This is a genomic window from Tenacibaculum litopenaei (assembly GCF_964514025.1).
Lineage (GTDB): Bacteria > Bacteroidota > Bacteroidia > Flavobacteriales > Flavobacteriaceae > Polaribacter > Polaribacter litopenaei.
In genome coordinates this window covers 333,960-355,895 of the sequence record NZ_CAZEQT010000006.1, presented here as the reverse complement: position 1 = coordinate 355,895, position 21,936 = coordinate 333,960, and the positions used below count along the sequence as shown (strand labels likewise).

Below are 21,936 nucleotides of genomic sequence, written 5' to 3'. Positions count from 1 at the left end.
ACTATTAGTAAACAAATAATGGGCTTTATACTTTGTAGGTCTGCAAAAGCACAAAATGGTTAATGGTATGAAAATAGGAAATCTCATGCTGTTTGGTGTTTAATTGCGTATTTTTTGGGTTTGTTTACGTCAAATTCATGTTGTTAACATTCAGGTTACAAAAAAGTAGCCTAGCCTAAAAGTTTTCTTAACTTGAAAAATATTTACAAATAGTAAAAAATGTATTGATTTGTGAAGAGAATTTTAACTATTGTAAAAAAGAAACAAAATGACTACCAAAAAACTTTTACTGCTACTACTAACCAATCTTTTGTGTTGGTGTTTTTATGGACAGTCCTCCATTTCAGGAGTGGTTAGCGACGGAAGCTTTCCGTTACCAGAAGCAACCGTAATGATTGCGAATTCAACATTGGGTACAACCACCGATTTCGACGGAAACTTCACAATTACGAATGTGACCAAAGGTAAAATAAGCGTACAAATATCTTACATCGGTTTTAAAACCAAGACAGTAGAGGTGATTGTTAAGGAAGGAAAAAATAACCTAGGGTTGTTACTTTTAGAACAAGCTTCACAAAAGTTAGATGAGGTCTTAGTGTCCAGTTCTCGTAAAAACAGCGAGGCGAGAGCGCTGAGTATTCAAAAGAAATCCATGAGCATATTAAACGTTATTGCGGCGGATGGAATTGGGAAATTACCAGACAGAAATGCTGCAGAAACCGTTCAGAGAATTCAAGGGGTGTCTATTGAAAGAGATCAGGGAGAAGGACGATTTGTTTCGGTACGTGGATTGCCGCCATTTTGGTCATCAACGACCATCAACGGAAACCGTATTCCAACCGCTGAAGAGGAAACTACCTCACGTGCTACGGCCTTTGATTTTTTTCCTTCAGAACTGATTTCCTATGTACAAGCAGCAAAAGCGTATACTCCTGACATGGAGGCAGACGGTATTGGTGGAGGGGTGAATTTTATCACGCAAACGTCACCTACCAAGCAACTGTTCAACGTAAATATAGGTGGCGGATATAATGATAAATCAGGAAAACCCGTGTATAATGCCTCGCTTACCTACGGAGATAAAAGTGCAGATGGTAAATTTGGTTTTATCCTCAACGGTTCGTACTGGAACAGAAATTGGGGAACCGACAATTTTGAAGCCAGAAGAAAAGGAGATGAAGGAGTTTTTAGAATGGAGCTCAGAGATTATAACGGAGTGCGTATCACTACTGGATTGAATGCAGCGATGGAGTATAATTTTACAACGGAACACAAAATGTATTTTCGAGGAGTGTACGGAACCCTATCTGATACAGAAACACATTACAAGCACCGCGTTCGTTTTGATAAGTTCAGCAGTGCCACCAATACAGCACGTGTAGAGCTTCAGAATATTTATAACGAGTTAATCACTGAGATGATCGGAGGTGAGTTAGGAGGGGTGCATAAAATGAAGCATGGCCAAATTGATTGGAGCATGGCTACTTACCACAACGAGTTTCGCTATGGTGATATCCCCGATGCTAACAATAAGAGTTACTACGTACTCAAGTTCAACCAAAACAACGTGGGTATTAATCCAAACTATTTAGATAACAGACCAAAATCGGCGGGTGGAGCTGGTGATGATAGAGCTTATTGGAAGGCTGACGGAGGTTTGTTAGATTACAGTAATACGGATGCTTTGTTCGGATTTTTCAGTAATCCATCGTTTAAAATGTCGGCGGCTAATATGACCTTTGCAGATCTTGAGTTGTACAAAATATCAATTAAAGAACGCGATAATATTGTCGCTGCGCTAAATTACGAATACCGAGTAAACGATGCTTTTAAACTAAAAGTAGGGACTAAGTTTAGAGATAAAGATAGGAGAGCTACTTTTGAAGATTTGTATTACGGATGGTCAGGAGCAACCGCCGCACCTACTTTGGCAGCTTATGGTTCTCAACTTATGGAACAGCCTGGTCGCGCTGACTTTTTACAAGAAATGGGATCGAATATCCAAAACTCATTTGGTCCGGTACTTTCAACTGATGGAATGAAGGAATTTTGGCAAAATAATCAAGGGAACTTATCGGTATTGCCAGGTGACTCTTCTGCATTGCAATTTAATAGTGGTTTGGGGAGAAATTTTAATGTAGATGAAACCCATTTGTCTTTTTACGCAATGGGTACCTTGGTCGCTTCACCACAATGGACGGTGTTATCAGGGATAAGAACTACTAAAACGGAAACGAAAGTTGCTGGCTATGTAGTTGAAAATAACGTGTTAAAAAATGTGGCAAACACCAAATCGTACTGGGCAGTTTTACCCATGCTGCACGTCAAGTACTCGCCGGTAAAAGACATGAACCTTCGCTTCGCGGCTACCAGGAGTTTCTCAAGACCAAATTTTGGTGATATCTCGCCGTCGGGAACTTTTATCTCTTTTGACAATGAATTCAAAGGTGGTAATCCAAATTTAAACCCTACCTTTTCTTGGAGTTTCGATCTCTTAGGAGAATACTATTTTGAGAATGTTGGTGTAGTTAATGCGGGTGTTTTTTACAAGTCAATTACCGACCCTGTATTTAACGATACCTATCAAGGAACCTACAATGGTATTGCTGGTGTTGAGTTCAGTACTCCAGTGAATGGCGCTGACGCGTGGATTGGAGGAATTGAATTGGGTGTAAACAAACGATTTGACTTTTTACCAGGGTTTTGGCAGTACTTCGGTACCCAATTAAATGCAACTTTTATGGATTCTGAGATGACAAAACCTAGTGGGCGTAAAGTATCGACACCGTATCAGGCAGGAACGCTTTTCAATGCGCAGCTATTTTTCGAGAAGGAAGGAATCAATGCTCGTATTGCTTTCAATCATAAAGGAAGTTATGCCATAGGTTTTGGAGAGCGCGATATTGATGATGTGTATTATGGAAAATACAATACTCTCGACTTTTCCGCTTCGTATCAGATAGGAAAAAATTGGACCTTGTATACAGATATCAATAACATACTCAACAATCCATTGATTTACCATTACGGTAAAACACAAGATCGACCAAAACAAGTAGAGTACTACGGTATTAAAGGAAATATTGGAGTTAAGTTCTCCATAAATTAGATTTTTCATTGACTATTCAATGCTGTTTAATCGAGTTGAGCCCTCTGTAATAGAGGGCTTAATTCACTAAAAAATTATATGAATTTACGATTTATACTTCGAGCTTCGTTGGCCTCTTTTGGGACCTATTTTTGCATGTACGCATTCAGGAAACCCTTTGCGGTAGCCTCGTATAGCGATTTAGACTTTTGGGGAGTAGATTATAAGATTTGGCTGATTATCGCGCAGATTTTGGGATATACCTTGTCAAAATTTGCAGGAATCAAGATCATATCAGAAATGCCTTCACACAGGCGTTTGTGGTATCTTGTTGGTTTTATCGGATTTGCTGAGGCAGCCTTATTAGGATTTGCTGTCATTCCGGCTCCTTACAATATATTCTGCCTCTTTTTAAACGGTTTGCCATTAGGAATGATATGGGGAATCGTGTTTTCGTATTTAGAAGGACGACGTGCCTCTGAGTTACTGGGAGTCATTTTATCCTCAAGCTTTATCATTTCATCGGGCATCGTGAAGTCGGTAGGGAAATGGACCATGGATCATTTAGGAGTGTCAGAATTTTGGATGCCTGTAACTACGGGAGCCCTCTTTATTTTACCGCTGGTCGGTTGTGCGTGGTTGCTCGAAAAACTACCAGCTCCGGATGCGGAAGACACCTATCAAAAAACACTTCGTTTACCGATGACAGCTAAAGAGCGTAGTTCATTATTTGAACGATTTGCAGGACCGCTAATCTTAATTGTGTGCTTTTATACCTTACTGACGGCAGTACGAGATTTTAGAGACAATTTTGCCCGCGAATTGTGGGATAGTTTAGGCTATCAGGAGGCTACGATTTACAGTATTTCAGAAATTCCGATTGCCTTGGTTGTCCTGGCTATTTTTGGTTATATCGGAACTGTCGTGAAAAACTATCAAGCCTTTATGTATTATCATTTTGTACTGTTAGTGGGCTGTGCAGCCATTGTAGTCTCTACTTATTTATTTCAGTTGGGCTGGCTGAGTCCGGTGGTTTGGATGATTATTTCTGGTCTGGGCTTGTACGCCGCTTACGTACCGTTTAACGGAATCTTTTTTGACAGAATGATTGCAACGTTTAAAATTAAAGGGAATGTAGGGTTTCTTATTTATATCGCAGATGCCTTTGGTTACTTGGGAAGCATCGCCATTTTATTTTACAAAAATTTTGGAAGAGCAGAGTTGACTTGGTTGCGTTTTTTCGTTGAAGCGCTGTACGTACTCGGTTTTACAGGTCTCGGAATCACCGTGTATTGTATGTATTCCTTTAAAAGAAAGAAGAAAAAAATAGAAAATATAAAACAATTGATTTATGAACAATAATTATGATTTATTGGTAGTAGGAGGAGGCGTACTAGGTACTTTTCATGCCTATCACGCATTACAACGCGGCTTAAAAGTTGCTTTGATCGAGAAAGATGCCAGACCTCAAAGTGCTACCGTCCGAAATTTTGGACAGGTAGTTCCTTCAGGAATGAATCAGAAATGGCAAAACTTTGGAAGAGAGAGTTTGGCACTTTACAAAAACATCCAAGCTGAATTTGACATATCAATTCGGCAAAATGGTACCGTATACCTGGCCTCTGATGAGGAAGAACTGACCTTGTTAGAAGAACTTTATCAAATAAATCGCTCAAATGATTACGAATCAGAGCTATTGACAAAAGCGAGCTGCTTGGAGAAATATCCAGGACTCAAGTCTTCGTATGTAAAAGGAGGACTGTTTTTTCCGCAAGAGGTAACGGTTGAACCTACTGTAATGATTCATCGCTTACACGAATACATGCGAACTCAAATGCAAGCTGACCTGTTTTTTAATACGGCGGTGCTCGACGTACAGAGTTCGGGAGCATCAACGGTGGTTACGACAGCGACAGGAGCTGTTTTTAAAGCAGCAAAGGTAATTATCTGTAACGGTAGTGATTTTCAATTACTCTTTCCAAAACTATACCGTGAAAGTGACTTAATCGTATCTAAATTACAGATGATGAAAACCAAACCTCAGGCTAATTACGAATTGAAAGGATCTGTCCTAACGGGGTTAACGATTCGCCGATATGAAGCGTTCGAAGAGTGTCCGTCTTGGGAGGCAATCAAGCAAAACGAACCTACGGATACTTTTGAGCGTGAATTTGGTGTTCATATACTCTTTAAGCAGGCCGCAGACGGATCTGTTATTATCGGTGATTCACACGAGTATGCTAGCGCTGAGCACAGTGCCGAGTTAGGCTATGATTTAAAGGAAGAAATAGATGCTTTTATGATTGCGGAAGCTAAAAAGATCTTCGATTTACCTACCTATGCTATTGATCAGCGTTGGGCAGGGTTTTACAGCCAATGCAAAACACAAGATGTGTTTCAGTACAATGTGGACGACAACATACATATTGTAACCGGTATTGGAGGGAAAGGCATGACAGGAAGTGCCGGATTTGCACAAAAAAATATATCTGAATTATTTAATTTAACACATGTTAGGACCTATTAAAATGGTTGTTTTCGATATGGCGGGAACAACAGTAAATGAACAAAACGTAGTATATAAAACCTTGCACAAGGCAATTGAAGCACACGGAATCGATGTCGCATTAGCAACCGTGTTAAGGCTGGGAGCTGGAAAAGAAAAGTTGCAAGCCATCAAAGATGTCTTGGAACAAGTAGCTCCTGATAAAATAGACCGTGCTGCGGTAATTTTTGAATATTTTAAAAGTGCCCTAACCAAGGCCTATAATTCCTTGGCTGTGGAGCCTGTTACGGGAGTTGATCTACTATTGCCAAAACTGAGAGCCGCTGGAATTAAAGTGGTACTGAATACTGGATACAGTGGGAGTATCGCTCAATCGTTACTTCAGAAGTTACAATGGGAGCAAGGACGTGAATACGATTTGTTGGTGACTGCCAGCGATGTAGTTCAAAGCCGTCCTCATCCGGAGATGATAGAACTTGCCATGAAGACCTTGCTAGTAGAAGACCCAGCACAAGTGTTAAAGGCGGGAGATTCGGCTATTGATATTGAAGAAGGAAAAAACGCACGCTGTGGCGTGACTGTCGGTGTGCTTTCGGGCGCCCAAACAACAGCCCAATTGGAAAGTGTAGCTCCTGATTTTATCATTGATTCACTAATCGATTTACCAGCGCTTTTTGCTTCTTAAGCTCCAAATTCTTCATTGAAAATCCACATCGGGACCTTGCGGTGCAGCGTTGCTTGAATAGCCTGTCTAAATTGTCACTGCTCGGTACCGATGTATTCTTTAAACTTCCCAATACACTCCGGAAATTTCATAATCTCCCAATGGTAACAACCAACGAATTGGCAGGAGAAGTGTTGAGAATGTCCGCACAATTTTGAATAGAATCCTTTGTGTATCATCCAATCTTTCGTCGCTTAGACACTTTTGTTAAAGGATAGTTCAATAAACCAATGTATAACTGTTTATAGTCACTTCTTAGCAAGGAACAGGAGAGTTTAATAAGCTATTTTGGTTGCTTGTTAAGGAGGCAAATTGTTGTTTTTTAATTAATTGTAAAAAATAGGTGTCCGTAGTATCTATTTAATGTTAGGGAGTTTAAGCTTGCTTTAACAATGTGATTTAGTGTTATTTGTTTTTACTATTGGTATATTTTTGATTAATAAATTAACTTATAGTAAATTATATTATGAAAAAACGACCCTTTATTCCCATGTTCGTATGCCTCTTTTTAGTGGCGCTTCTAAGTTGTCAAAACGATTTTGACTCCAACGATACTAATCCGAAATCTCAGCGTAAAACAGCGGGGAAATCAGATAAAAAAAAGAAAGTGTTATTGGTAGGTATAGACGGACTGCAGTTTGAAAAAATCAATGGTACAGCAACGCCAAATTTGGACAAGCTAAACATTAAAAAAGGCTTTTCTGGAGGTATTTCCGGAACGCGTTCGGAACAAAAAACAAAGAGTGGTCCTGGGTGGACAACCATTCTAACAGGTGTGTGGATAGATCAGCACGGAGTGCCTGATAACAGTACCTCTCATACGTCTAAAGTACCGAGTGTGTTCAAATACATCAAACAGCACAATCGAAATCTCGAAACAGCAAGTGTTGCCACTTGGGCGCCAATTCATGACTTTTTAAGAAATGATTTGTCTGATATCGACTATCCGTACAAAGGTGGAAATGACGATACTGCCGTACATCGTGCCGTCAGTGAATTGACCAATCACAATCCTGACTTTCTCTTTGTTCACTTAGACGAGGTAGATGTCGTTGGACATTCCAGTGGTTTTGGTGCCAGCTATGATGCAGCTATCCGCAGGGCTGATAGTCGTTTTGGTACTATTATGACCGCTGTGGAACAGCGTATGAATACCAAAAATGAAGATTGGTTGGTATTGGTTACGACAGATCACGGAAGAGAGTCGAGTGGCTACAATCACGGAAGTCAAACCACCTCGGAGAAAGTCATTTTTATCGGTATGAATCAGGCGGGTAACGCAGCCTTTACAACTTTCGTAAATACTGTTCCAAACCAAGGATTCGGTGGTGTTTACGGGGCTATTCCACAAACGGCATTGATACCTACAGCACTCACGCATTTAGGTGTTCCTATCCGTAAAGATTGGCAATTGACATCGAGTTCTTTGGTGGGAAATGCAGGAGTGTTGGCATTGATGATGAAGAATGCAAATACCCTGTACTGGAATGCCAATGGAGGAGGAAGTGTTAGTATTTATAGAAATGGACAGTTCTTAGCTACTACAGCTGCCTCAGCCCAAGAGTATACCGATACTACACAACCGAAAGGAGTTAACAACTACACTGTTGTTTACAACGGACAAACTGCCTCAGTGAGCACTAATAATGCCAATATCATAGCTTGTTTAGATTGGAATGACACCCTAAATAACAGGGCGTACTTTTTTAAAGACGACGCGTCTTATATTCGTTATAACAAATTAGCTGACAAAGCGGATAGCGGATACCCGAAGCCGACGAACAACAGCGCTTGGCCGGGCTTAGGAGCTTATGCAAACAACCTATCTGCAGCGTTTAAATGGCATAATCACAAGGCATATTTCTTTTTAAATGACGGGAGGTACTTGCGTTACGATATGAATGCTGACAAGGTAGATTCGGGTTATCCTGTAGCAATTACGAATAGTAATTGGCCCGGTTTAGCAGCTTATAAAGACAAAATAATTGCAGCGATTAATTGGAATAACTCGAAAGCCTATTTCTTTTTAAATGACGGGAGCTACCTACGCTATAGCATTAGTAGTGATCGCGTAGATACGGGGTATCCCAAACCCATTACAAACAGTTCTTGGCCTGGTTTAGGAGCTTATGCTCAGAAAATTTCAGCGGCTGTGGATTGGAATACTACGTATTGTTATTTTTTCTTAAATGATAAAACCTATATCAAATACAATAAAATTACTGACAAGGCGGTAAGCGGGTATCCATTACCTGTGAATGGAAGTACTTGGCCAGGACTATAATTTCAATGGAGCTACCTTCGGGTAGCTTTTTTTATGCATTGGTATCAGCGTAAAAATACAACACGAGCATCAGGCAGTCTTTGGATCCTTGATTGACAGGTACGTGAGGCAGACGGCCATTAAAATACAAAGAATCCCCTTCGTTAACTTCAACACGGGTGTCCTCTATAATATAGGTACAGCTCCCTTTTAGTACGTATTTAAACTCCCAGGCGTCTGTAATAACTTTTTCTCGTTTGGAATTGGGGGCTACGTTTAAGAGCACGGCCTCAAACCCAACTGCATTTAAACTCTTTCCAAAAATTTGGTAATAGGTAAAGCCCTTGGCTTCCATTTCTTTTTCTAGAACCTGTTGCTCTTCACGGCGAATCAATAGGTACTTGCTACCTGTCTTCTTTTCTACGCCTTCAAAAAAAGTACTTGCATCGATTTCTAAAGCGGAAATAAGCTCTAAAAATACGGGGAGAGAAGGAATGGTTCTACCGTTTTCAATACGGGAAATTAACCCATTACTTACACCGGCGTCACTGGCGAGTTTACTTATCGTTATTTGTTGTTTTTTTCGAATTTCTTTGATTCTTTTTCCAATGCCGATCAAAAAGTCATTCATGATATTTATCTTATTCGAATACTAAGGTAGGTAAAAAAACTAGTATGGTAGTACGGAATTGAGAATCCTAACAGTTTTGGTTTACATTGTTAAAAATTAACTTAGCGGAAACAAGAGTTGCTTAGAAATTTTAACCGGGATTCAGCAATTCAAAACTCCATTTTAGCAATTGTCGTTCTCAACATCCGAAAAAGAATATGATTTTTGCCTCAGGGGAAAGGTTACCGTGAATAGAAGAGAAAAAGAACAAGCAAAATCTATTTAGCTGACCTTTCAGCTTATCATAATTTTTGTTTTAGTTTTGAAAATCACCTCCATGTCATTAGGGAGGTGATTTAATCCCATTTTAAGAGTTTTTGTTCTTTTATAACGTATTCAGTTATGGGTTTCAGTTTTTTAAGGGTTTCAGGATGTACGCCCATTTCAGTAAAAAACTCAATTTCACCGGAAGCGTTTTTACCATACCAGTATTGTGCTTGGTCACCGATAAAAAATTCGGAATCAGGAGTCAGCGTAACCTTTCTAAAATTATCAACTATTATGTGATTAACTTCGATATTTAAGGCTCCTTCATGGGAGCAATTCACATATACGAACCGATCCGTATCCCAAACTACGCAGGGCGAACTGAACGGATAGAATTCCAATATTAGGACGATAATTCCTGCTACTGCTACCCCTAATGCGGAAATCACGAGGGGCTTATTCGTACGGGTTGGAACATACCCGGAATAATCTTTCATAATTTCGAGAAGCTCATTGCTAGGAATTCCAGCATTGTTATTCTTGTCTTTTACGTACTTATTATAGTAGTTAATAAGCGTTCGAGAAGACATTTTGGCGTTCTTGTATTCACGGTATTTTTCAGAAGTCATAACTTCCTCATTAAAATAAGTTGCCCGACTGTTTATCGATTCCATACCTGAGTCTTTTTCAAGGGTATTGAACACTTTGACTAGTAATTTCCTTATTTCTTCTTTTTTCATCTTTAGTTGTTGATTATTAGGGTTTTCAAAAGTAGAAAATGCATGGAAAATGCCGTGATGGATATCCGTAAAATGGAAAAAATCTTTTCCATTTATTTTCCAATATTTTCTTGGGTGTCAACGGAAAAACCTTTCAATATTTGCCTCAGAATTTAATGAGTATTCAAAAAAAACAGCTTACTCAAATTAAATTTTTTACAGTGTTTTTAACAATGAATTGGAAACTGGGAAGTAGTCCTTTTTAGAGTTAAAAATACTCACTTCCCTAAAAAAGAGAAGCGCGCCTCTTTTAAAAATTGCATGCCAAATCAGGTATGAGCTGTCTCTGAGTAAAGTACTCGGACAGGATAATTAGTATCAATTTTTAAATAGAATTTTATTATGAAACGTTTTTTTATAATATTCATATTAGTAGTTGCCAATCATTCTTTTATCGCTTGTAGCGACTTGTCAGAAAATTTAAAAACAGAGGAAAACACCATAGAATCCACAGCCGAAGACACCGGAGGAGATAATGATCATGACCCAGATGAAGATCCAGATGAAGGTCGTGGGCAATCAGCAACAACAACTGCTGAAGATACGGGAGGAGATAACGACCATGACCCAGATGAAGATCCAGATGAAAGTCGTGGACTGTCAACTACAACGACTAGTGAAGATACGGGAGGAGATAATGATCACGACCCCGATGAAGATCCAGATGAGGAAGGTGTTACACCTAAAAAACCAACAACTACCAATACCGGAGGGGATAATGATCACGATCCGGATGAAGATCCAGATAGTGAAGCGATTGAGGTAGGTAAATAGGTAATAAAGTATCGTACAATTACTTGTCAATTGTAATATATTAGGAGGATGAAAGAAAAAAGAAATTCATCCTCCTTTTTTTTGTGTTTAACATTGATGATGGTTCTGTCGACTCGTGCCCAAACGATGTTAGACCCCCAAAAATTTGTAGTGGATACCTTGAGAGCTTCCGTAAAGAACGAAGTACTGTTTTATAGAAAAACTGGTGCCTTGACGAAATCGTTGCGCTTGGCAAAAAAGCTAGTAACCATAGAGCCTTTCAACCCTAGTAGTACCGAAGTAGACTATTATCGGATAGGGTATATTTACAATAATCTTCTGAATAAAAAGGACAGTGCCTATCATTATTATACAATAGCAACTGAGCTGGCAGAAAAATACGGGTTGTACAAAAAGCAAGTCCGTGCTTTGCGAAATAGAGCAGTGATCAATTCGGACCTCGGACTCTATCAATTAAGCGATACGCTTGCCATAAAAGGACTCGCGATTGCGGAAGATAACGGATTTCAAAATTATGTGGTTCAGTTAAGAAATACCGTGGCAATTAATTTGAATGAACGAGGAAGGGTAAGCGATGCTATTAACTGGTATGCTAATGCTTTTAAAGGAACGAATGATTTGGAAAAAAAGTGCCGTTACCTTAATAACATGGCGGTCAATGAATTTGATAGTGATCATTTGAAGAGGGCAGACAGTATTTTTAAATTAGTGAAAAACCTATCAAAAGATCGTAAAATAACCAACAGTTTAAGAGCGAGGATTTTGCAAAACTCGGCGTTTGTGACCTTTACATTAACAGGTAAAAATATTATTCCTGAACTAGAGCAGGCAGCGCAGGTGTTTGAAAGAGAAAATAGGAATAAGGCACTGATATCGAACTACGCGAAAATGTGTGCCTACTACCTGAAGAATGACAAAAGAAAACTTAAAAAATACGCCCTCAAAATGGAGGTTCTGGCCTCTAAAATCAATAACGAGATGTATGAAATTGACGCTTATCATTGGTTAATTCTCGCCGAAGATTCGCCATATCGACTAAAAACCTTGTACGAGAAGCGTGAAACGTTGCGTAAGCAAATGACCAGTAGATTAAAACAACAGCAATCGTGGGTTTTGAGCAAAACCTATGACGCGGATAGGGAAAAAAAGAAACGATTGGTGTCAGAATCTAAATTAGCACGTCAGAAATCGGCGAATGCCGAGCAAGCGCTGATAATTGAGCGAGAAAATTCAGAAAAGCAAGTATGGGCATTCTTCGGGCTGTTTACACTGCTGTGCTTTAGTTTCTATTATTTTTATGAACGCGCCAAAACCAAAAAGGAGAAAATTATTGAAGTATATAAGACAGAAACCCGCTTGGCGAAAAAAATCCACGATGAATTGGCCAACGACGTATACAGAGCTTTAACACGTGTGGTTAGCGGTCAAGCTTCACAAGAGATTCTAATAAGAGACCTAGAAAATATTTATTCACAGACGAGAAATATTTCTCACGAGTACAATCCTGTAGTGACGGGAGAACAATTTGAAGTCTATTTAATAGACTTGTTTAAGGATTTTTCAAACGAAGATTGCCGTGTGATTTACAAGGGCCTTTCAGGGATAGGGATTGGAAAATTAAGCACCGAAAAACAGATTGTTCTCTACCGAATATGCCAGGAGCTTTTAGTCAATATGAAAAAACACAGTGAAGCGAGTTTGGTGGTGTTTGCTTTTGAATCAAAAAATCAGCAGTTAGCGGTCAGGTACAAAGACAATGGAATAGGGCGATCAGCGTTAAAATTGAAAAATGGTCTTGAAAATATGGATTCCCGTATTAAAGCAATCGGAGGTTCCATTAAATTTGATACAGAGGTAAACAAAGGTTTTACTGCAATGTTTCATTTAAATAATTAGTTATGTTTCGTAAAGTACTGATAGCAGAAGACACCGATTATATGTCAAGTGGAATCCGAATGGCTTTGGAGGGATTGCAAATTCAAGTAGTTGAGTACGCTCAATACTGTGATGAAGCTTTTTTGAAATTTAAAAAAGCACTATTGGACAAGGAGCCTTTTGATTTGTTAATTAGTGATTTGTCGTTTATTGAAAATCCAAACCCACAAAAAATAAGTGAAGGTGAAGAATTGATAGAAACCTTGCGAGCACTGCAACCATCGTTGAAGGTTATTGTGTTTTCTATAGAAGACAAACCCTATAGATTACGACATTTGTGCAAGCAATTATCGGTTAATGCCTATGTATGGAAGTCTATACATGGTCAAAAAGAACTCAGAAAGGCTATTAGTGAGGTGTATGCCGGTCATTTTTTTATTTCACCTAAATTAAATGGGGTTTTAAAAGAAAAAGAATCTTTAGAAATTACGGAGTACGACGTGTTTTTATTAAAAGGACTGGCGGGCGGTATGGACCAACAAGAAATTAGCGATGCCTTGAGAAAAAAGGGAGTAAAGCCAAGCAGTCGCAGTTCTATCGAAAAACGATTAAAATTATTGAAAGAATATTTTAATGCGAATAATCCAACGCAGTTGGTTGCGGTGACTAAAGACTTTGGATTGATTTAATTATTCCAGAGTACTACGGATTTCCGTAGTTTTTTACTCAGATTTCAAAGTAAGTTTGTCTAAAAACAATGAAGTACCCGTATTTTTTCCTTTTATGTTGTGCCATCCCGTTGCTGCTGGCAATGCACCTGTCAAGTGATGAGGAGGCAAAAGATTATCCTGTAGTCTATGGATGTTTAGATCAAAAAAGAGCTCGCTGTGTTGGGGCCGTAAATTGCAAGGCTTGTAAAAATTGTAGGTATTGCAAGTATTGTAACAATGGAGGGGCTTGTGGGGTTTGTGAGCGAAATAGAAATAACAAGCAAACTACCTATACCCAGAGATTCTCTCGCAGTTCTAAGGCTGTCAGGCTTGATAATACATCTTCTGCACAACTGAGTATCGCTCCTGCTCATGATAGCAAACTACTGGAGGAACCTGATTACCTAAAAGTATTAATTGTTCGAAAATTGTCTGCTGGAATTTTTCTCAATCCGGCATTTGATGCCAAAAAGACTGAAACGGTACCCCAAGGTGCTACGTTGAGATTGCTCGCTACGCATGGTGAGTGGATAAAAGTGCTGGTTGAATCATCTAATAACACGGGTTTTATTCATCATTCTTCAGTATATCTTTCGAATTAATTTTTAAATTATGGATATCCGTAAATGATTGCTTTTCAGTTCTATTAGTTTTGGGGTTGTATTAACAAAAATAGGAAAAAGTGGAATTAACTAACCAACTAAAAGAACTAGCGAGTAAAATTAAAAGTTTAAAAGATCAGATAGAGACGGAAGAGGCTACCAAGACTGCCTTTGTACTGCCTTTTATCAATGCCTTGGGATACGATATTTTTAATCCTACTGAAGTAATTCCAGAGTATACAGCTGATTTGGGATTAAAAAAGGGAGAGAAAGTAGATTATGCCATTATTAAAGATAAGCAACCCATACTTATTATTGAATGCAAACACTGGAGAGAAGATTTGACAACACACAATTCACAGTTGTTTCGATATTTTCATGTCTCGAAATCAAAATTTGCCCTTTTAACTAATGGTATAGAGTATAAGTTTTACACAGATCTCGACGCATCTAACAAAATGGACGAGAAGCCATTTCTCGAATTTAGCATCACAAATTTGAAAGACGCTGTAATCGCAGAAATTCAAAAATTCCATAAAACGACTTTTGACATCGATAAAATTGTCACCAATGCCAGCTCTCTAAAGTATGTTAAGGAGATTAGAAAAGTTTTTGATCAGCAGTTAGCGAATCCTGAAAATGATTTTATTCGCTTTTTTACTTCACGAGTGTATTCGGGTAGGCAAACAGAGAAGGTGCTAGAACAGTTTCGTTCGTTGGTAACGAAATCATTGCATCAGTTTATTAGTGATCGTGTGAATGAACGTTTGCAAAACGCTTTGAATAGTGAGGAGAATAGCAGGGAAGAAGCCAGTGTTAAAGAAGAAATTAGTGAGTCTAAAATTGTGACTACAGAAGAAGAGTTGGAAGGGTTTCGCATATTGATTGCCATCTTGCGAAAAAGAATTCCAGTTTCGAGAATTGCGTATCGAGATACCCAGTCTTATTTTGGCGTACTGCTCGATGATAATAATAGAAAGCCCATTTGTCGATTGCATTTTAACGGGAAGAAGAAGTATTTAGGAGTATTTGATGCTTCTAAGAAAGAGACCAAATACGTTCTGGAAAATTTAGAGGCAATCTACGATTACGATACTGAAATACTGAAAACAGTTGCGTACTATGAAGAAAGGAAGGAAGTTCCTGTCAGTTAAAAGAAATCACAGCAGTTATGCTAAATTAGTATTGACTGAACCGAGGCAAACCAAGCACGGAGAGCTAGGCAATTGGATGTAACGCTAGCAACAAAGTAGGGGAGCGATCTATATTGTATCGCGTAAAAATTAATTAAGGGAAAAATAGATGAAAAATATAGTATTCATAAGTTCAATGGTCTTTTTACTGAGCGCATTTACAGGTAAAGAAGCTGAAGAGGTATATGTTTGTATAAGTACCTCGAGTAAAAAGTATCATTTAAAAAAGTCTTGCCGAGGACTTGTACGATGCAAAGCTACGGTGAAAAAGACTTCTTTAGCTAAGGCCAAGAAATATGGACGGACCTTATGCAAGTGGGAAAAGAAAATGAAAAAGTAAAAAAACCTCCGTATAAAACGGAGGTTTTTTTATCCCTGTCTGTTCTAATGTCTTCCAATACGTGTAAGGCGATAAATGGAATTTCTGAGAAGCTTTGGTTCAAGATTTCCTTATTGCTATTCAAAGTTGTGAAACGTGAGCTCCTCCCACTAGATAGTTTTTTCAGATAACTAAGAGGGGTGGCCGTTTCTTATTTTGTGTTGTTACAAGGTTGGCAATTGATAACTACAGCGCAGTTATTCGTGTGTTGGGGATTTTAAGGAATTGTCAGTAATGATGAGGGATTGCTGGATATCTGCTATGAATAACTTAAAAAAAGCTTTGAAATAAAAAAATACCAATTACCTTTATAGTGGATTAGAACATTAAAATTGTTTATTAATTAATTGCTAAATTAATCTACTGCACTTATGAAAAATTTACTTTTGAGCGTAGCGGCTTTGCTGTGCTCACAAATGACCTTAGGTCAATTGACAGGGGTAGATGGTGGATTGGGTAGCGGTTCCGGATCGGGATCGAGTACCAGTCAATTATCATTACCCAATGTAGTTCCTCCAGCTCCTGAGGCTGCTGGTTTATCAAAATTTATTGAAGTTCCCGTTTCGCATTACACGGGCTTGCCCAATGTTTCTGTCCCTATTTACACGGTAGAGGAAAAGGGAGTACAGATTCCTATTTCGTTGAGTTATCACGCTCGTGGTGTAAAGGTTGCCGAAGTGGCATCGAGTGTAGGTACTGGATGGTCATTGAATTACGGAGGTATCGTATCACGACAAATTCGTGGAAAAGCCGACGATTCTGCAGCAGGGAATACCTATTTAAAAAACAAAGCGCATTTTGCGGGCAAATTGCCAGCGCAAAAGCCCAGTGTTTTACCTAGAAGTATGAGACCTCTTGTTAAACCAATTTCAGAAATAAAAATTAACCCAAATGATTTTGGAAATAGATAGGAAAAATGAAAATAAATTTTATTACAGATAAAACATTAGAAATCCCATATCTTTCATTAAGTGATATAACGCTGGAAAATCAAGACTTTCATAGAGCTGTTTTAGATGAATTGGATTTAAGTAATTCGAAATTTAGTAATATAAACTTCAGAGGAGCTTTTATGTCGTATACAAAAATGAGGCACGCAATTTTTGAAAATTGTAATTTTATTACTGCTTTCGCGATGGAGTCTGATTTGTCTTTTTCGGAGTTTAAAAATTGTAATTTAGTCGGATGTAATTTTAGGAGTTCTAATTTGGCAAACGTAAATTTTAATTCAATAAATATTGATAGCGCGATTTTTGACGAATGTGATTTTAGTGGGGCAGTTATAAACTGTGAATTACCTAAAACAGCTTCTTTCAAGAATGTTAAGTATAATGATAAAACTATTTGGTATAATGGTATTGTCCCTGATGGCGCAAGTATGTCAAAGTAAAGGCTAGTGCTAGTTTTAAGAACTCATGAAATCCGATAGTGCGGACTTACGCAGTCCGTGGCGAGTATAAGTAAGCAATTAGAAGTTAAATTTTAAAAATAATAAAGATGAAACCACGACGAAAGTTGTAGTTTTGTTGTTTTTAAGAGTACGCTTTTTTATCGTTGTAATCACGTAAGAAAGCATCTACGGCAAGCAATATACTACCACGTTCTCTTTGTGGAATTTGGTAAGCGTTATTTAACCTTGACCTCCTCCCATTGAATCGGACAGCTTAGAATTAGAGTATTTAAAGTTCTTTAACCACCCAGAGGGCTATGTAAGTAATGATGGTGGAAGTTTAAACTATGTGTATCAGAACAAAGATCATTTTGAGGGCGGAGTGTTGATAAAAGGTATGGTATACCTTTTTAGCGAACGAGCCAACTGGCGGGCTGGCAAAGAGTATAATATACCGATGCTAATAAAGAGGAAATCAGGCATAAACTTAGGATTAAATTATGATGTTAATGGTTTGCCAAATTTTGGTATTTATACGGGTAAGAGTATTTTTAAATTAACGAATACAAGCGGTCGTAATAAAAAAGTTAACAAAACTGATTATTATAAAAAACTATCAAAATCAAAATAATCAAATGAAGAGCAAATTAAAAAAAATATTATTGTTACTGGTTGTTTGTTTTATCACTTGGGTTGTTTTTTTTCATTTAAAATATAGAGAAAACACCACTATATATATAAGTAGTCAGAAGACTCAAATAGATTTAAATGAAGTTAATTTATTCATAGATGGCAAACTAAAAGACACTTTAAATATAAAAGAATATTATGACTTAAATATGTATGTTTATAAAGATGATTTTAGTATTGGAAAACATTCCATAGAGTTAAAAACATTAGATGGCGAATCATATTTGAAGGAAAACTTTTTCTATTTAGGTTTGGTTAATTGGACAGTAATAAGCTGTTTTGATAAAAAGGATTATTCTTTTCATACTTATTTTACAAAACCAATATTATTATAAAACCCCCTGCAAATTGACATTTAGCTTAAGCGTAATGGCAATTAGTTACAGGCAATTTAAATAAGAAACGGTATTATAAAAGCCATTTGCAATGGCGAGTAGTACAGTTTAAAAATAATAAAGATAAAGCCACAGCAGAGATGTTATGGCTTTTTTATTTTTAAGAGTATGCTTTTTTGGTTTTGGTATCTCTAATAAAGGCATCAATAATTTTAACTATTGTACTTTTGTCATCGTTGTTAAGTCTCTGTATTTCTTTCATGCGATTAACCATAGTAACATCTACTACCTCTAAATTATAATCCTCTGATACCAAATAATCCAAAGAAACATTTAATACTTGTGTTATTTTTTTAGCATTTTCAACAGATGGAATGAAACCAGAAGATATAATAGTCAAAGATAAAAATCAAAGAGCAGATGTTCTAAAAATGATCAATAGTAGAGCAAATGGTAAATTTAAATTTGACAATTCAGGAAAATTAGAGTTAGTAAGTAAAGGAAGTAATTCTTCTGGTTCTGATTATTATACAGATAAATTAGTTGAAGGAATAAAGAGTAAATAAACGATAAGTATAGTTATATCTCAAAAAATTAGGATAAATGGAGGTAAAATAATAGATGAGGATAAGGATGCTTGAGGAGGACTGACTTTAGGAGAAAAAGGAAAAAAAGTGATCAAACCGTAGTAATATCAGGAAATGAAAACAAGAATATAAAAGATACTGATGGTAATCAACTAAGAGATGAACCAGCAGATATATTAGTTCACGAAATAATTGAACATGCTGTGCCTAAAATGGTAGGTTCAGATACCGGGAATGCGGTTAAAAATGAAAATAAAGCTAGGGCTCAATATGATAAGCAGAATAATTGTCAGAGAGCGTCTGAACCAAACCATAAAGAATCTAATTAATTACAAATAATTTCAAGATGAAAAACATAATATTAAGTATATGCATTACCATTTGTATATCTTGTAAAAATAATACCTCAAGTAAAGATAGTTTTAATAATCAAATTTTGGGAGAATGGGTCTTAGTTAAAGGCTTGGGTGTAAGCTTTAATGTTTGTCCGAAGTTAATTTTTAAGAATGAGGGAAAAGGTAATGTTATTAAGCCTTCAGGAGAAATTGTAGATTTTACTTATACGCTTGATTTAAAGAATAAAGTTAATTTTTCATTTAAAAAAGATGAGGAATATTTTATAGAGGATAAGTTTAATTATGAATACCATGTGGATGAGTCCTTTGAGAAACTAGTTCTTAAGACAGAAATAGAAGGCAATGAATACTCTTTGTCTAGAAAAAAGAAGAACTTAACTACTGGTACTTTAGAAAAATAAAAAAGAATGCACCAAATGCTACTGTCGAAGATAATTCTTAGTAGTAAATTAAATAATTAAAAGTGGCAAGAAGATGGACTTAGGTTCATCTTTTTGTTGTTTAGGACTATAGTTTATTATAATTTTACTGGGTTTGGATATAGGTCAAGTAAGGCTACACAAGTTCTTATACATACGATTGTAATACTTCTGGACTAATGGTAGCCAAGACAGTAACCGGAAGTGTATCGAGTCCGGTAACCACGGAATACGCTGGGAACTATATTTACAACAAGGTTTTGGGTCGTGGAATTTCAGTAAGCTTAGCATTCTTTAACCACCCAGAGGGGTATGTAAGTAATGATAGTGGAAGTTTAAACTATGTATACCAATATAAGGATCATTTTGAGGGCGGAGCGTTAATAAAAGGTATGGTATACCTTTTTAGCGAACGAGCCAGCTGGCGGGTTAGCAAAGAGTATCATATATCGATAATAACAACAATGGCGTTATTAGTACAACAGAGATTATAGAAGAATCGAATTACTATCTCTTTGGTTTAAAACATAAAGGGTATAATGAAGTTAAGAATTTAGGAATAGGAAGTCCAGTGGCTCAAAAATGGGGTTATAACGGTAAAGAACTTAATGATGATTTAGTTGGAGGGACTAACTTAAATTGGCATGACTTTGGTGCTAGAAATTATGATGCTGCCTTAGGTAGGTGGATGAATTTAGATCTATTAGCGGAGGAAATGCGTAGACATAGTCCTTATAATTATGCTTTTAATAATCCTATTCATTTTATTGATCCTGATGGAATGGCGCCAATGGGACCATCAGGAGATTTTTATAATGAAAAAGGTAAATATTTAGGAAATGATGGTAAAAAAGATGGTAAGGTTTATGTCGTAAAAACATCTAAGACTAAAATAGATACAGATCCTAATAACCCATCTTCTATTAATGGGATTAGTACAGAAGAAGCTAATAAAACAGAAGAGTTTATTAAAGCTAATTCAGGCGATACAGAAGCCTTTAATAAAAATTCAATAGCTTATGAAAATACGGCTGAGTTAAAAGGAACAAAAGCACAACGGAAAAAAATATACAAGCACCTTACAAAAGATAATGGGAAAGGAGGTACAATTGATAAGAATAATAAAGAGTATGGAGCAAAAATATCAGCAAAAGGGGAAGTAGTTTTAACTGAAGGTAAAGTTACTGACCCGACAAAAAGTAAAGCAGCAACAATTAATTTAAAGTTAGAATTATCAGATGTGGTTGAAGCTCATTCACATCCAAGTGGTGAAAAAATAGTAATGAATAGTGATGGTTCAGGTAACCGATATCGTTATTTACAAGCACCTTCAAAGACAGATCAAAGTACAGCACATGGAACATCATATGTTTTTGGAAGATCAAATAACACTGTGTATATGTATAATAAATCAGGAACAATTGCTACATTTCCAACAAAAATTTTTAAAAAATAAGATATGAAGAAAATGTTTTATATATTTTGTTTCCTATTTTCAATAGGAATTAATTCACAAGTAAAAAATAATTTAATTAATACATTCTTAAAGAAAAGTATAAGTATTATTTCAAAAGATTCTTTGTATAAGGCTAAATTATGTGAAAATGATTTTCTTTTAATTTCTTTGTCAAATTTTAAAAACCTTGTCAAAAAGAAAGATATAGATGAAAAAGATAATTTAATACTAATAGATTTTCTTACGGTTAAAGAAGCTTCAAGAATTTTTAAAGATTCAAAAAATAATGTATTAAGACTGAGTAATTTTGAATTAAACGAAGATTTGATTGTAGTTAGTTACTTTTTAGAAAACAGAAAAATTATAAATAAGAAAAAAAATAATTTGGTTTTATTGTATGAAACTACAGTTAGTGGAGTTCTGGATGTTATTTTCAAATATAATTGTGATTTAAAGAAATGGGAATTTTTAAAGCTACAGGAACAACTTAACCATTAGGATAATCGGTAATGTCCCCGATTTCCCCCCGCTGCCGCACGAATCCTTTCGTGTGGTTGAGTAAGAGTGAGAGAGAACAGTTAATTTAAAACTAAAACAAGCAAGAAGATGGACTTAGGTTCATCTTTTTGTTGTTTAGGACTATAGTTTATTATAATTTTACTAGGTTTGGATATAGGTCGAGTAAGGCTACACAAGTTCTTATACATACAATTTCAATACTATTGGGCTATCGTTCGCCAAGACAGTAAGTGGAAGTTTATCGAGTCCGGTAACTACGGAATACGCCGGGAACTATATTTACAACAAGGTTTCGGGTCGTGGAGTATCGGTGAACTTAGCGTTCTTTAACCACCCAGAGGGTTATGTAAGTAATGATAGCGGAAGTTTAAACTATGTATACCAGTATAAAGACCATTTTGAGGGCGGAGCGTT

At 36.8% G+C, this 21,936-nt stretch carries 22 protein-coding genes; 20 read left to right on the top strand and 2 right to left on the bottom strand.

The genetic code is table 11. The annotated features are described in order from the left end of the window. The first annotated feature begins 268 nt into the window (after positions 1-268). The 5 genes from ACKTS5_RS10175 (at position 269) to ACKTS5_RS10155 (ending at position 8,602) form a co-directional block, all read left to right on the top strand. The gene (locus ACKTS5_RS10175) at positions 269-3,109 is read left to right on the top strand and encodes a TonB-dependent receptor (RefSeq protein ID WP_408043758.1); all 2,841 of its coding nucleotides are present in this window, start codon (positions 269-271) and stop codon (positions 3,107-3,109) included. A gap of 78 nt (positions 3,110-3,187) precedes the next feature. Then, positions 3,188-4,450: a DUF5690 family protein gene (locus tag ACKTS5_RS10170; RefSeq protein WP_408043757.1), complete on the top strand. Its 1,263-nt coding sequence runs from the start codon at positions 3,188-3,190 to the stop codon at positions 4,448-4,450. Beyond that, complete coding sequence (locus ACKTS5_RS10165; RefSeq protein WP_408043756.1) at positions 4,440-5,615, top strand: TIGR03364 family FAD-dependent oxidoreductase; 1,176 nt, start codon at positions 4,440-4,442, stop codon at positions 5,613-5,615. The genes ACKTS5_RS10170 and ACKTS5_RS10165 overlap by 11 nt, the downstream gene beginning before the upstream one ends. Further along, on the top strand, positions 5,599-6,279 hold the full coding sequence (locus tag ACKTS5_RS10160) for a phosphonatase-like hydrolase (protein ID WP_408043755.1): 681 nt from the start codon (positions 5,599-5,601) through the stop codon (positions 6,277-6,279). Before ACKTS5_RS10165 ends, ACKTS5_RS10160 begins: the two co-directional genes overlap by 17 nt. Before the next feature lie 505 nt (positions 6,280-6,784). Then, positions 6,785-8,602: a hemopexin repeat-containing protein gene (locus tag ACKTS5_RS10155; RefSeq protein ID WP_408043754.1), complete on the top strand. Its 1,818-nt coding sequence runs from the start codon at positions 6,785-6,787 to the stop codon at positions 8,600-8,602. A 31-nt stretch (positions 8,603-8,633) separates the two neighbouring features. Here ACKTS5_RS10155 and ACKTS5_RS10150 read toward each other — a convergent pair whose 3' ends face one another. Both ACKTS5_RS10150 and ACKTS5_RS10145 read right to left on the bottom strand, forming a co-directional pair. Beyond that, positions 8,634-9,212 (bottom strand): helix-turn-helix domain-containing protein, encoded by a 579-nt coding sequence (locus tag ACKTS5_RS10150; RefSeq protein ID WP_408043753.1) that lies wholly within the window; start codon positions 9,210-9,212, stop codon positions 8,634-8,636. Between the two features lie 335 nt (positions 9,213-9,547). Beyond that, on the bottom strand, positions 9,548-10,198 hold the full coding sequence (locus tag ACKTS5_RS10145) for a hypothetical protein (RefSeq protein WP_408043752.1): 651 nt from the start codon (positions 10,196-10,198) through the stop codon (positions 9,548-9,550). A gap of 381 nt (positions 10,199-10,579) precedes the next feature. Here ACKTS5_RS10145 and ACKTS5_RS10140 point away from each other — a divergent pair, with 381 nt between their 5' ends. The 15 genes from ACKTS5_RS10140 to ACKTS5_RS10070 all read left to right on the top strand — a co-directional run bounded on the left by ACKTS5_RS10140 (position 10,580) and on the right by ACKTS5_RS10070 (position 21,501). After that, positions 10,580-11,011: a hypothetical protein gene (locus ACKTS5_RS10140; RefSeq protein ID WP_408043751.1), complete on the top strand. Its 432-nt coding sequence runs from the start codon at positions 10,580-10,582 to the stop codon at positions 11,009-11,011. A gap of 48 nt (positions 11,012-11,059) precedes the next feature. After that, positions 11,060-12,907 carry a sensor histidine kinase gene (locus tag ACKTS5_RS10135; RefSeq protein ID WP_408043750.1) on the top strand — a complete coding sequence of 616 codons (1,848 nt, stop codon included), beginning with the start codon at positions 11,060-11,062 and terminating at the stop codon, positions 12,905-12,907. Between the two features lie 2 nt (positions 12,908-12,909). Further along, on the top strand, positions 12,910-13,575 hold the full coding sequence (locus ACKTS5_RS10130; protein ID WP_408043749.1) for a DNA-binding response regulator: 666 nt from the start codon (positions 12,910-12,912) through the stop codon (positions 13,573-13,575). A 68-nt stretch (positions 13,576-13,643) separates the two neighbouring features. After that, complete coding sequence (locus tag ACKTS5_RS10125) at positions 13,644-14,198, top strand: hypothetical protein (RefSeq protein ID WP_408043748.1); 555 nt, start codon at positions 13,644-13,646, stop codon at positions 14,196-14,198. A gap of 80 nt (positions 14,199-14,278) precedes the next feature. Beyond that, positions 14,279-15,352: a type I restriction endonuclease gene (locus ACKTS5_RS10120; RefSeq protein WP_408043747.1), complete on the top strand. Its 1,074-nt coding sequence runs from the start codon at positions 14,279-14,281 to the stop codon at positions 15,350-15,352. Between the two features lie 789 nt (positions 15,353-16,141). Next, entirely contained in the window at positions 16,142-16,681 is a 540-nt protein-coding gene (locus tag ACKTS5_RS10115; RefSeq protein ID WP_408043746.1) for a hypothetical protein, read from the top strand. Between the two features lie 5 nt (positions 16,682-16,686). Next, positions 16,687-17,160 (top strand): pentapeptide repeat-containing protein, encoded by a 474-nt coding sequence (locus ACKTS5_RS10110; RefSeq protein ID WP_408043745.1) that lies wholly within the window; start codon positions 16,687-16,689, stop codon positions 17,158-17,160. 349 nt (positions 17,161-17,509) lie between these two features. Next, positions 17,510-17,791, top strand: a complete 282-nt coding sequence (locus ACKTS5_RS10105; RefSeq protein WP_408043744.1) for a hypothetical protein — start codon at positions 17,510-17,512, stop codon at positions 17,789-17,791. A 4-nt stretch (positions 17,792-17,795) separates the two neighbouring features. After that, positions 17,796-18,185, top strand: coding sequence for a hypothetical protein (locus ACKTS5_RS10100; RefSeq protein WP_408043743.1), 390 nt, complete (start codon positions 17,796-17,798; stop codon positions 18,183-18,185). A gap of 374 nt (positions 18,186-18,559) precedes the next feature. Continuing rightward, positions 18,560-18,751 carry a hypothetical protein gene (locus ACKTS5_RS10095; RefSeq protein ID WP_408043742.1) on the top strand — a complete coding sequence of 64 codons (192 nt, stop codon included), beginning with the start codon at positions 18,560-18,562 and terminating at the stop codon, positions 18,749-18,751. A gap of 71 nt (positions 18,752-18,822) precedes the next feature. After that, positions 18,823-19,101 (top strand): hypothetical protein, encoded by a 279-nt coding sequence (locus ACKTS5_RS10090; RefSeq protein WP_408043741.1) that lies wholly within the window; start codon positions 18,823-18,825, stop codon positions 19,099-19,101. Between the two features lie 17 nt (positions 19,102-19,118). Continuing rightward, a complete protein-coding gene (locus ACKTS5_RS10085) occupies positions 19,119-19,529 on the top strand; it encodes a hypothetical protein (RefSeq protein ID WP_408043740.1) in 411 nt (136 codons plus the stop codon). 197 nt (positions 19,530-19,726) lie between these two features. Next, the gene (locus tag ACKTS5_RS10080) at positions 19,727-20,041 is read left to right on the top strand and encodes a hypothetical protein (protein ID WP_408043739.1); all 315 of its coding nucleotides are present in this window, start codon (positions 19,727-19,729) and stop codon (positions 20,039-20,041) included. Then, positions 19,996-21,003: an RHS repeat domain-containing protein gene (locus ACKTS5_RS10075; protein WP_408044633.1), complete on the top strand. Its 1,008-nt coding sequence runs from the start codon at positions 19,996-19,998 to the stop codon at positions 21,001-21,003. The genes ACKTS5_RS10080 and ACKTS5_RS10075 overlap by 46 nt, the downstream gene beginning before the upstream one ends. Before the next feature lie 3 nt (positions 21,004-21,006). Further along, entirely contained in the window at positions 21,007-21,501 is a 495-nt protein-coding gene (locus tag ACKTS5_RS10070; protein WP_408043738.1) for a hypothetical protein, read from the top strand. Positions 21,502-21,936: the final 435 nt, after the last annotated feature.